Origin of the sequence: [Mycobacterium] manitobense, from assembly GCF_025821665.1 — a bacterium.
GTDB lineage: Bacteria > Actinomycetota > Actinomycetes > Mycobacteriales > Mycobacteriaceae > Mycobacterium > Mycobacterium arseniciresistens.
This window is the reverse complement of record NZ_JACKSJ010000014.1, coordinates 44,713-58,596: the sequence shown is the minus strand read 5'-3', so window position 1 is coordinate 58,596 and position 13,884 is coordinate 44,713. Positions and strand designations below refer to the sequence as shown.

General features: G+C 68.7%; 1 protein-coding gene. It reads right to left on the bottom strand.

The features are described from left to right. A partial coding sequence (locus H7I41_RS00875; protein WP_264010659.1) for a non-ribosomal peptide synthetase occupies nt 1–13,880 on the bottom strand: 13,880 nt, incomplete at its 3' end. Nucleotides 13,881–13,884 lie beyond the last annotated feature (4 nt).

The window sequence follows — 13,884 nt, the reverse complement described above, 5'->3', positions numbered from 1 at the left end:
ACCTCCTCGACCGCATCAGAAGGTGCCCGGTAACCACCGCTGTCGCCGTACTCAGGCTCAGGCAGTGCACGCTTGTCCAGCTTGCCGTTGACGGTCAACGGCAACGCNTCGAGCACCACCACCGCAGTGGGCACCATGTACCCCGGCAGACGCTGCGCCAACGCCGCACGCACCTCGACCGGATCAGCACCACCGGTGATGTAGCCCACCAGCCGCTTGTCCCCGGGCCGATCCTCACGCACCACCACCACCGACTGACCCACACCGTCCAGTGCAGCCAGCGCGGCCCCGATCTCACCCAACTCGATCCGATACCCACGGATCTTGACCTGCTCATCAGCACGGCCCAGATACTGCAACTGCCCATCAGCACCCCAGCGCACCAAATCCCCGGTGCGATACATCCTCTGCCCCGGCGCCGCACCGGCCACCTCGAACGGGCACGCCACAAACCGCGACGCCGTCAACCCCGCCCGCCGCACATAGCCGTAACTCACCCCACGACCGGCCACATACAACTCACCGACCACCCCCGCCGGCACCGGCCGCAACCACCCATCGAGCACGAACAACGCCGCACCCGGCACCGGCGAACCGATCGGCACCACATCCGAATCAGCCTGCAACGGCGCACTGATCGTGGCATACACCGTGGTCTCGGTCGGACCGTAACCATTGATCATCACCCGACCCGGAGCCCACCGCCGCACCACCTCAGCCGGGCAGGCCTCCGCCGCAACCATCAACGCCGTACCAGCCAACCCCTCCGGCGACAACACCCCCACCGCAGACGGAGTCTGACTCAACACACTGACCCGCTGGGTGACCAACAACGCCTGGAAATCCTCCGGCGAACGCAACACCGACTCCGGCACCACCACCAACCGCCCACCATGGAGCAGCGCACCCCAGATCTCCCACACCGTGTAGTCGAACGCATACGACGCACACTGGGTCCACACCTGCTGCGCGGACAGCTCAAACCCGACATCCATCGACTCGAACAACCGCGTCACATTGCGATGACTGACCGCCACCCCCTTGGGCCGACCCGTCGTCCCCGAGGTGTAGATGATGTGCGCCACATCATCAGCCGCCGGACCCGCCACCGGCGCAGTATCCGGCGCAGCAGCCACCGCCGGATCATCAACAGCCACCACCACAACACCAAGACCGGCCAACCCACCAGCCAACTCCGCAGTACTGACCGCCACCACCGGAGCAGCATCACCGACCACGAACTCCACCCGCGCCGACGGCACCGCCGGATCAATCGGCAAATACGCCGCACCACTNTTGAGCACAGCCAAAATAGCCACGATCGCCTCACCCGAACGCGGCATCACCACAGCCACACACTCACCCGCACGCGCCCCACGAGACACCAACACATGCGCCAACCGATTCGCAGACCTGTCCAAATCCCCATAGGTCCACACACGATCACCAAACGTCAGCGCCACCGCCTCCGGCGCCCGCACCACCTGAGCATCGAACAACTCCACAATCGACACCGGCACCTCAGCCGCACCGAGCACCCCACGATTGCCCCACACATCCAACTGCCCACGCTCACCGGCATCAAGCACATCCACCGACGACAACCGCCGACCCGGATCACCACACATCGCCCACAACACCCGCTCGAAACGGACATCCAACTGCCCACGCTCACCGGCATCAAGCACATCCACCGACGACAACCGCCGACCCGGATCACCACACATCGCCCACAACACCCGCTCGAAACGTCGCGCCAATGCGTCGACTTCCGTCGCGGAGAACACCCCGGAGTCGAATTCGACACGTAGCGAGAGCTGTTCGCCGGGCACGGCTTGAACACTCAGCGGGTAGTGGTTCTCTTCACGGGTCGCGAAGTCTGTGATGGCCAGGCCGTCGATGCTCGGCAACGTGTCGGTCTCGACGGGGTAGTTCTCGAAGACGAACAAGGTGTCGAACAACTGGTCGTGACCGGTGTTGCGATGGATCTCGCTCAACGCGACATGCTGGTGCTCGAGTGTGTCGTTGGCGAACCGCTGCAACTGTTCGAGCAGTTCGGCTGCCGTCGTCTCCGGTGCGATTCGTGCCCGCACCGGCACCGTGTTGATCAACAACCCGACCATGGAGTCGGCGCCGGCCAGATCAGCCGGCCGCCCGGACACCGCGGTCCCGAAGACCACGTCGCTCTGGCCGGTCAGCACGGACAGCAGTTGCGCCCACGCCGCCTGCAGGACGGTGTTGACCGTGGTGTGCTGAGCGCGGGCGAGTTCTGACACGGCAGAGGTGATCTCGGTCCCGATCCGGTAGGACCCGATGTCACGCAGCCCGGCGTCGGAATGGTCCGCCGACCCCACGAATGCGGGATTCTCGAAGTCCCCGAATGCATTCCGCCATACCGAATGGGCGGCTTCGAGGTCTCGCTCCGCCAGCCATGTCACGTACCTGCGATAGGGCGTGGCCGCCGGCAGGCGGTGCCCGAGGTAGCCGGCGAAGATCTCCTGCAGCAAGATCGGTGTGGACCAGCCGTCCATCACGAGGTGGTGGTAGGTCAGCACCAGTTTGTGCCGGTCCTCCGCGGTGCGGATCAGAGCTGCCCGGAATGGCGGCTCCCCGGCCAGCTTGCGCACCCCGGCACGCTCGGCGGCACGCACACGATCGATGTGCTCGTCGCCAGACGATTCGACGTACCGCCAGGGCATGTCCGGCTCTGCGACGATCACCTGCACCGGTTCGTCGAACTCGTCGATGAACCGGGCCGCGAGATGGGGATGCCGGACGACGACCCCGAGCACGGCACGACGCAACCGGTCGGCGTCGAGTTCGCCGGCGACGTCGATGTCGAGTTGCACCGCGTACAGGTCGTCCTGCGATTGCGCGGTGGTGGAGTGGAAGTAGAGCCCCCGCTGCAGCGGAGTCAGCGGCAACACGTCGGTAATCGAAAGGTGTTGCGACAGGCCGTCGATCTGGCCCTGGGTGAGCCGTGCCGGCGCGATGTCGGAAGGCGTGAGGCCACCGCCGCCCCGCCGGACGTGGGCGGTGATGCCGGAAAGCGCCTCCTGCCACAGCCCTGCGACCCGGCTGATCTGATCGTGGCCGAGGGCTGACTGCGCCCACGTCCACGTCGCGCGCACGTGGGGGCCGTCGGTACCGTCCAGGGTTCCGGCGTCGAGGACAACGGTGTGCCCCAACGGTGTCGGCACAGCGGTCGCCTTCGCCGTCAGCGCCAGCCCGTCCGGGTCGACCCTCCACATCTCGTCGGTGAGGTCCGCCGCACCGAGCCGGCCGAAATAGTTGAACGCGATCACGGGATCGGGTCCGGCCACGTCGACGTCCGGATTCAGATACCGCAGCAGGCCGTAGGTGATTCCGTCCGGAAGAGAACGGAGTTGCTCTTTGGCCGCCTTCACGGCGTGGCCGAGCGACGCTTCACCGGCGACGACGTCGGTCCAGGCCGGCTGCTCGAGGGCCAGCGACACCGGGTATTTGGCGGTGAACCACCCGACCGTGCGGCCCAGATCCGCCTCTGCCGCCAACTCCTCGTCGCGGCCGTGACCCTCCACGTCGATACCGATCGCGGCGCCGCGCTCACCGAGGAACTCCGTCCACGCCATGGCGAAAGCGATCAGCAGGATGTCCTGGACGCCGGCGTGGAACGCCGCAGGCACCTCCCCGAGAAGTCGCGCTGTGATGTCGGAGTCGAGTTCGACGGTCAGCTGACCGGCGGTCGCGAAGGTGTCCTGTTCGGGCCGGGGCGCAGGCAGGACGGCCGCCGCGGACTCCACCTCCCGCCAGCGCTGGGCGTGGGCGACGACCGCGGGGTCGACGGCGTGTTCGGCCAGCAGCGCCGACCACCGGGCGAAGGATGTGGCCCCTTCCGGCAACGCGATCCGCTGGCCGCTCCGGTGTTGCACCCACGCGATGTTCAGGTCCTCGAGGAGGATGCGCCACGACACGCCGTCCACCGCGAGATGGTGAACGACCAGCACGAGCTGACGGGTCGCCGACGCCCACAACGCCGACACCATCGCGCCCGCCATCGGATCCAGCCGCGACCGCGCACCGACCAGTGCCTCGTCGGTCACCGCATCGACATCCTCCACGCATGCGTCGGCATCGACCGAGCCGGGCTCGGGCACGTGCAGCGCCCAGCCCCCCGCACCGTCGTCATCGACGCGCAACCGCAGCATGGGATGCCGATCGAGCAACGCCTGCAACAGGATCCGCACGTCCGGCGCCTCGGCCCCGGCGGGCGCCTGCACCACCATCGTCTGGTTGAACTGACCGACCGGGCCGCTGATGTCGCGGAGCCAGCCGACGATCGGGGTGACCTCGACCCGGCCCACGCCGGCGTCACGCACCGCGGTGTCACCGGCAACCCCGACGACCCGGGCCATTCCGGCCACCGTCTGCTCGACGAGGACATCGCGGGGCCGGCACGTCAGGCCGGCCGCCCGCGCCCGGGCGACCACCTGCATCGACAGGATGCTGTCGCCGCCGAGTTCGAAGAACGACTCATCGACACCGACCCGCTCCAACCCGAGGACCTGGGCGTAGATGTCGGCCAGCACCTCCTCGACCGCCGTCGCAGGCGCGCGATAGTCGTCAGCTGCCTGGTATTCGGGCGCAGGCAACGCGCGACGGTCGAGCTTGCCGTTCACCGTCAGCGGCAAGGCGTCCAGGACGACGATCGCCGCGGGAACCATGTAGGCGGGCAGGCGCTCGGCCAGCTCCGTGCGCGCTGCGGCGAGATCCAGTGCCCCACTGGTCGACTCGACGACGTAACCCACCAGACGCTTGTCGCCGGGGCGGTCCTCTCGCACGATCACCGCGGCCTGCGCCACCTGGTCGAGCTTCACCAGCGCGTTCTGGATCTCACCCAGTTCAACTCGGTATCCGCGGATCTTGACCTGCTCGTCGGCGCGGCCCTGGTACATCAACTGCCCATCGACGCTCCACGCGACGAGGTCACCGGTGCGGTACATCCGCGCCCCGGGCGCGCCGAACGGGCAGGCCACGAAGCGTGTTCCGGTCAGTCCCGGGCGGCCCACGTAGCCGGCCCCGACCTGGGGGCCCGCCACGTACAACTCACCGGTGACTCCGGCGGGCACCGGACGCATCCACACGTCGAGTACGAAGAAGGCCAGATTGGCCAGCGGCACACCGACCGGGCTGACGCTGCCCTTCGCGTCATCGGCGACGATCTCGCGGAACGAGGCGTGCACCGTGGTCTCGGTGGTGCCGTACATGTTGATCAGTCGCGGCAGTGTCGGATGATCCGCCAGCCAGGGTCGCAGCCGCTCCGGTTCAAGCGCTTCGCCGGCGAACACCACCGCCGCCAGGTTCAGTTGCGCACCGGCCTCGCGCTGCAAACCGTCGACGGTCTGCAGCGCGTAGAACGCCGACGGCGTCTGGCTCAGCACGGTCACCCGCTCGTCGATGAGCAGCGCGTGGAAATCCTCGGGTGAGCGTGCGACCGCTTCCGAGACGACCACGAGGTGTCCACCGTGCAGCAGGGCTCCCCACATCTCCCAGACCGACACGTCGAAGGCCAGTGAGTGCCACTGGGACCACACCTGCCCGCCCAGCTCCATGCGTTCGCCGGCCGACGTCAACAGCTCGGTCACGTTGTGATGGGTGATCGCCACGCCCTTGGGCTTGCCCGTCGTGCCCGATGTGTAGATGAGGTACGCGACATCGTCGGCGGACGGCGCCGCCAGTCCCGTCGTGGGCTGCTCCTGCAGTCGCGGGTCGGCGATGTCTATCACCGCGAGCTCGCGGCCGTTCAGCCGCTGCGCCATCCCGCCGGTGGTGAGCACCGCCGAGGGCGCGGCGTCGTCCAGCACGAAGCCGATCCGCGAGTCGGGGTGAGCAGGGTCGATCGGCACGTAGGCCGCCCCTGTCTTGAGCACCGCGAGGATCCCGGCGATCGCATCGGCCGATCGGTTCAGCAACAGCGCCACCCGCCGCCCCGGGCCTGCACCGTGCCCGAGCAGCAGATGCGCCAGTCGATTGGAGGCCTCGTCCAGCTGTCGATAGGTCATCGAGCGGCCCTCGAACGTCACCGCCGCGGCCTCGGGGCACCGCGACACCTGCTCGGCGAACAGCTCGGGGATCGATGCCACCGACGGCCGAACATGTTCCAGCGCAGCCCGATTGGCCCATCCATCGAGTCGGTTCAACTCGCTGGGCTCGAGCACGTCGATGCTCGACAGTCGACGGTCCGGGGCGAGGGACATGGTCGTCAGCACCCGCTCGAGCCGCCCGATCAGCGCCTCGATGCCTGCGGTGTCGAACACGTCGGTGCGGAACTCCACGGACCCACCGATTCCGGCCGGCTCGCCGTCGTCGGTCCATCGTTCCGCCAGCGAGAACGTGAGATCCATCCGTGCGGTGCGGGTCGCGGCCGGAAGCTCGCTGACTTCCACGCCGCCCATCGCCGCGCCGGCGGCGATTCCCTGCCCCGCGAAGTTCTGCCACGCGAGCAGCACCTGAACTAGCGGATGATGCGTCATCGACCGGTTCGGGTTCATCCGGTCAACCAGCACCTCGAACGGCACATCCTGGTGCTCGAACGCGGCAAGGCTGCGCCGGCGCACCTGCTCCAGCATGTCGCCGACGGTGGGGTTCCCCGTCAGGTCGACCCGCAGCACCATCGTGTTGACGAAGAACCCGACCAGCTCGTCGAGGACCGGATCGTTGCGTCCGGCGATCGGGAACCCGACCGCCACATCGGCACTGCCACTCAACTTCCCCAGCAGCACCGCCAGGGCGGTCTGCACCACCATGAACGTGGTCGCGTTGTGCTCGCGGGCGATCGCGTCGACCTGCCTCTGCAACTGCGCCGGCCAGTCCACGGCGACGCTGGCGCCGCGATAGTCGGCCACCGGCGGATACGGCCGATCCGTCGGCAACTCGAGTCGGTCGGGCAATCCGGCCAGCGTCTCCTGCCAGAAGGCCAGCTGCGCGGAGATCCGGCTGGTCGGGTCGTCGATGTCACCCAATTGCGCGCGCTGCCAAAGCGTGTAATCCACGTACTGCACCGGAAGCGGCGCCCACTGCTGGCCGCTGCCCCTCACCCGCGCCTCGTACGCCACGGCCAGGTCTGCCACCAGTGGAGTGATCGACCACCCGTCGGCGGCGATGTGGTGCACCACGCCCACCAGCACGTGCTCGTCGTCGGCGAGGCGGAACACCGTTGCCTGCAGCGGGATTTCAGCCGCCAGATCGAAGCTGTGACCGGCGGCTCCCTCGATGGCCTCCTCCAGCCGATCGGCCGACCAGGCGGTGGCGTCGACGATCCGCCATCCGAATTGGGCTCTGTCGACCGGCAGGACCAGCTGTTGCGGGACGCCGTCGGTGGCCACGAAGACGGTGCGCAGGCTTTCGTGGCGGTCCACCACATCGGCCATCGCCGCGCGCAGCGCCTCCACGTCGAGCGCACCGCGAAGGCGCAGCGCCACCGCCATGTTGTAGACCGGCGACGGACCGTGCAGCTGATCGAGGATCCACAACCGGTTCTGCGCGAACGACAACGGCACCACCGCCGGCCGCTCGACGGCCTCCAACGGCTCGAACCCCGAGACCTCTTCACCGATGCGGGGCGCCAGCGCCGCCACGGTGGGCGCCTCGAACAACGTCCCCACGGAGAGTCCGGCGCCCAGTGTCGTGTTCACCGCCGCGACCACCCGCATCGCGGACAGCGAGTCGCCGCCGAGTTCGAAGAAGGAGTCGTCGATGCCGACGCGGTCGAGGCCGAGGACCTGGGCGTAGATGCCGGTCAGGATGTCTTCGGTGGCGTTGGTGGGGGCCCGGTAGCCATCGCCGTCGCGGTACTCCGGTGCGGGCAACGCGCGGGTGTCCAATTTGCCGTTGACCGTCAGCGGCAGGGCCTCGAGCACCATCACCGCGGCCGGCACCATGTACGCCGGTAGCCGCTGCGCCAGCGCGGCGCGGACCTCGGCGGGATCGGCGGTCCCGGTGAGGTATCCGATCAGACGCTTGTCATCCGAACGGTCCTCGCGCACGGTCACCGCCGCCTGCGTCACGCCGTCCACTGCCGCCAGAGCGGCCTGGATTTCTCCGAGCTCGATGCGGTACCCGCGGATCTTGACCTGCTCATCGGCGCGGCCCACATACTGCAGCTGCCCGTCGGCACCCCAGCGCACCAGATCCCCGGTGCGATACATCCTCATTCCTGGGCCCCCGTACGGACACGCCACGAACCGCGTCGCCGACAGTCCCGACCGGCCCACATATCCGACCGCCAAACCGCCACCGGCGACGTACAACTCACCGACCACACCCACCGGAGCCGGCCGCAGGCTCCTGTCGAGCACGAAGAAGCCCAGATGCGCCAGGGGCACCCCGATCGGGCTGACAATGCTGTCGGTGTCGCCGTCGACGATCTCGCGGAACGAGGCGTGCACCGTGGTCTCGGTGATGCCGTACATGTTGATCATCCGCGGAAGCCCCGGATGAGCGTCCAGCCACGGGCGGAGCCGTTGCGGCTCGAGCGCCTCACCGCCGAACACCACCGTGCGCAACGCCAACCGGCGGGCCTGCTCGGGCTCGGCGGCATCCACACTCTGCAACGCATAGAACGCCGACGGCGTCTGACTCAGCACCGTGACCTGCTCGGCCACCAGCAGTTCGTGGAATTCCTGCGGTGAACGCGTCACCGACTCGGGCACCACCACCAGCCGCCCGCCGCCGAGCAGCGCACCCCAGATCTCCCACACCGAGTAGTCGAACGCCAGCGAATGTGCCAGCGTCCACACCTGACCCGCCATGTCCAGGTCGTCCTGCAGAGACTCCAGCAATTCGATGACGTTGCGGTGAGCCACCGCGACACCCTTGGGCACACCGGTGGTGCCGGAGGTGTAGATCAGGTACGCGATGTCATCGGGCGCCGGCACCGCCGCCAACGCGGTGCCGGGCTGCCGGGCGAGACCCGGATCTTGCACATCGACGACCACCAGACCACGGCCGTCGACACGCGCCGCCAGATCCGCACTGGTCACCACCGCGACCGGCGCGGCATCGCCGAGCACGAAACCGATGCGCGTATCCGGGTGTGCCGGGTCGATCGGCACGTACGCCGCACCCGTCTTGAGCACCCCCAAGATCGCCACGATCGCCTCGATCGACCGCGGCAACAGCATGCCGACCCGCCGCCCGGGTCCGGCACCGACTCCGGACAACAAGTGCGCCAATCGATTCGACGCCTCATCGAGCTGCCGATAGGACAGTGAACGGCCCGCACAGGTCACCGCGACCGCCTCCGGGCACCGCGCCACCTGCTCGGCGAACACCACCGGTACCGACGTCGACGCACGCACCGGCGCCGACAGCACAGCCCGATTACCCAGCACAGCCAGGCGCGCGCGCTCGTCGTCGGTGAGCACGTCCACCGAGGTGAGCCGCTGCGCGGAGTCGGAGGTGATGGTCATCAGCAGGCGGGCCAGCCGCTCGATCATGAGCTCGACGCTCGCGCCGTCGAACACATCGGTACGGAACTCCACGGACCCGCCGATGCCCGCCGGCTCACCGTCAACGGTCCATCGCTCACCGAGCGCGAGAGCCAGATCCATTCGGGCGGTGCGGGTCTGCACCGGGAGCTCGCTGACCTCGACGTCACCCAACGTCACACCGGCCGCCGGGTCACCGGCATTCTGGCCTGCGAAGTTCTGCCAGGCCAGCAGCACCTGGACCAGCGGATGATGCGTCCTGGAGCGCGTGGGGTTGAGCCGGTCCACGACGACCTCGAACGGCACGTCCTGATGCTCGAACGCGGCCAGGCTGCGCTGCCGCACCTGGTCCAGCACCTCACCGACTGTCGGATCACCGGCCAGATCGACCCGCAGCACCAACGTGTTGACGAAGAACCCGATCAGTTCGTCGAGCGCCGGATCAGTGCGCCCGGCCACTGAGAACCCCAGCGCCACATCGGATGTGGCGCCCAACCGGCCGAGCAGCACCGCCAGCGCGGCCTGCACCACCATGAAGGTCGTCGCATTGTGCTGATGGGCGACGTCGCGCACACTCCGGTGCAGCTCTGCCGGCCAGTCCACCGTGACGCTGGCGCCGAGGTAGTCGGCGACGGGCGGATACGGCCTGTCGGTCGGCAGCTCCAGCCGCTCGGGCAGTCCGGCGAGCGCCTCCTGCCAGTAGTCGAGCTGACCGGAGATCCGGCTGCCCGACTCCTCGACGTCGCCCAGCTGCGCGCGCTGCCACAACGTGTAATCCACGTACTGCACCGGCAGCGGCGCCCACCCCGGCGAACGGCTCTCGGCCCGGGCCGCATACGCCACGGCGAGGTCGGCGACCAGCGGGGCCACCGACCACCCGTCGGCAGCGATGTGGTGCACCACGCCCACCAGCACGTGCTCGTCGTCTGCAGTCTGGAGAAGCGTTGCCTGCAGCGGGATCTCGGCCGCCAGATCGAAGGTGTAGCCGGCTGCCGCGTCGATGGCCTCCTCGAGTTGGCGCGGTGACCAGCCGGTGGCGTCGGCGAACTGCCATCCCAATTCGACGTTCTCACCGGGCAGCACCAGCTGGTGAGGAACACCTTCGGTGGCGACGAAGACGGTGCGCAGGCTCTCGTGGCGGTCGACCACGTCGGCGAGCGCCGCGCGCAGCGCGTCCACGTCGAGGGCACCGCGAAGGCGCAGCGCCACCGCCATGTTGTAGACCGGCGACGGACCGTGCAACTGATCGAGGAACCACAACCGGTTCTGCGCGAACGACAAGGGCACCACCGAAGGCCGCTCGACGGGCACCAGCGGGTCGAGGACGTCGACCACATCGCCGACGTGCGGGGCCAGCTGGGCCACGGTCGGCGCCTCGAACAACGCCCGGACCGGCGCCTTGGTGTCGAGGGCCGCGTTGACCGCGGCGATCAGTCGCATCGCCAGCAGAGAGTCGCCACCGAGGTCGAAGAACGAGTCGTCGATCCCGACGCGCTCGACGGCAAGGGTCTCGGCGAAGATGCCTGCGAGGATCTCCTCGGTGGCATTGCCCGGCGGCCGGTACCCCTCGCCGTCCCGGTACTCCGGTGCGGGCAGTGCCCGCTTGTCGAGTTTCCCGTTGACGGTCACCGGAAGTGCGTCGAGAGCCACCACGGCAACCGGAACCATGTAGGCCGGTAGCCGCTCGGCGACGGCGGCGCGGACCTTGGCGGGTTCCGCGGTCCCGGTGGTGTACCCCACCAACCGCTTGTCGCCCGGTCGGTCCTCACGGACGATCACCGCGGCCTGCCCCACCCCGTCCACTGCGGCGAGAGCGGCCTGGATCTCTCCGAGCTCGATGCGGTGCCCGCGGATCTTCACCTGCTCGTCGGCGCGGCCCAGGTACTGCAACTGCCCGTCGGCGCCCCAGCGCACCAGGTCGCCGGTGCGGTACATCCTCAATCCGGGCGCATGCTCGCCGCTCCCGAACGGGCACGCGACGAAGCGCGAGCCGGTCAGGCCGGCACGACCCATGTATCCGACGCCCACGTTGTGGCCTGCCACATACAGGTCGCCGACCACCCCCACCGGGACCGGCTTCATCCAGCCGTCGAGGACGAACAGGGCCGTTCCGGGCAGCGGAGTCCCGATCGGGACCGTGCCCGGGCCCGGCGTCAGCGGCGCGCTGGTGGTGACCCACATCGTGGTCTCGGTCGGGCCGTACTCGTTGATCATCGTCCGCCCGGGAGCCCAGCGGTCGACCAGGTCGGGCGGGCAGGCCTCGCCGCCCACCAGCAGGGTGACGGACTCCAGCCCGGCGGGAGAGAGCATCCCCGCTGCCGAGGGTGTCTGACTCAGCACGGTGACCTGCTCGCGGATCAGCAGCGACCGCAGATCCTCGGGAGAACGCGCGACGGACTCGGACACCACCGCCAGCTGCCCGCCGTTGAGCAGTGCGGCATAGATCTCCCACCCCGAGATGTCGAAGCTGTAGGAGTGCCACTGCGACCACACCTGTTCCGGTCCCGCCGGCAGGCCCGCCTCGTCCAGCGATGCCATGAGATGTGTGACGTTGTGATGGGTGATCGCCACGCCCTTGGGCACGCCGGTGGTGCCCGAGGTGTAGATCACGTACGCGAGGTCGTCGGCGGCGGGCGCAGGCAGATCCGTCGCCGGATAGCCGGCGATGCGAGGGTCGTCGACGTCGATGACCAGCAGGTCGCGGCCGGCGAGTCGGTCGGCCAGAGCGGCGGTGGTGATCACCGCGATCGGCGCGGCGTCGCCGAGCATGAACTCGACACGCGTATCGGGATGCGCCGGGTCGATCGGCACATAGGCAGCGCCGGTCTTCAGCACCGCGAGCATCGTGACGATGGCCTCCGCGGAGCGGTTGAACAGGAATGCCACCCGCTGACCCGGGCCCGCGCCGTGTTCGGACAGCAACTGCGCCAAGCGGTTCGAGGCCTCGTCCAGTTCGCGATAGGTGAGGCGCCGTCCGTCGGAACTGATCGCGACCGCCTCGGGCGCCCGGGTCACCTGCTCGGCGAACGCCTCCGGGATCGAGACACCCGGCCGTTGCGGGGCGGTCAGCGCCGACCGGTTGCCCACGAGGTCGAGGCGGGCGCACTGGTCGGCGTCGAGGATATCGATCGACGACAACGACCTGCGTGGATCAGCGGTCATCGCCGCCAGCACCCGGGTCAGCCCCGCCTCGACGTCGGTGACGTCGGCGAATGCCTCGACGTGTCCGGCGGTGCTCAGTAGCAGGTCGTCGCCTGCGTTCGAGAAGATCAGCCCGAGCCCGCCCACCGGCCCCGCGTTGGTGTACGAGGCGGTCGCCGTGGCACCGCCGAACGAGAGCTTCGCCGCGGACGGCAGGAAGTTGACGCCCACCCGGTGGGCTGCGCGGCCCATTGCCCGCGGCCGGGCCTGCCGCTCGAGTGCGTGCACCGGGAAGCGCTGGTGCGCCACTGCCTCTCGGATACGCGCATCGACATGCGCGCAGAAGTCCGTGACCGACGACGGCGCGGTCACGCTCAACACGAGCGGCACCACACCTGCGAACATCCCGGGCAGCGTCTTCGACTCCGGACGCACCCTTCTGCTCACGGGGAAGTCCAGCACCACCTCAGAGCTCTGGGCGGTCCACTGTCGCGCCAGCAGCGCGCACGCGGCAGTCAACACCGACGACCGCGGCACACCGAGTTTCTCGGCGAGGTCGTTCACCCGCCGGATCAGACCTGCGTCCAGCGCCGTCGGCATCGAGGGCGGGACCGGTTCCCCGGTTGCGCCGCCGATGGTCGCAGGCGATTCGGATGCGCTGTCGGACGGCAGGTTCCGGGTCCAGTACGCCTGATCGTCGAGATACTCGTCGGACGCTTCGTACTCCGACTCGAGGTCGACCACGTCCTGCAGAGACCCGAACAATGCGGGCGGCACGGGTGTTCCCGAGGCGGCGGCGGTGTACACCGAAGCGATCCGCTGACCGGCCAGAGCCAGGGCGAACCCGTCGATCACGATGTGGTGGCAGCAGGCGAACAGGTAGAACTCGTCGGCCCGCGTCTCGAAGAGAGCGAAGGTGAACAGGGGTCCCGACAGCGGCATCGGCGCGGACTGGATTTCGGTCGCGATCCGCCGGACCTCGCCGAGACCGTCGTCGGCGCCGCTGAGATCGTGGAAGGCGAGCTCCACCGCCGGGTCGTCGACGATCCGCTGGACGACCACGCCGTCCACCTCGTCGAAGGCGGCCCGGCCGGGTTCGATCTCGCGCACCACTCGCTGGATCGCCCACTCGAGGGCATCGCGGTCCAGCGCACCCTCGATCTTGACGAGCAGCCCGAGCTGCCACTCTGTGCCGGAGTCACCCGTCTGCTGGGCGAGCCACACGTCGAGCTGTCCGCGCGTGAGTGGAAGCGCGCGGTCATTCCTATCCATTTGA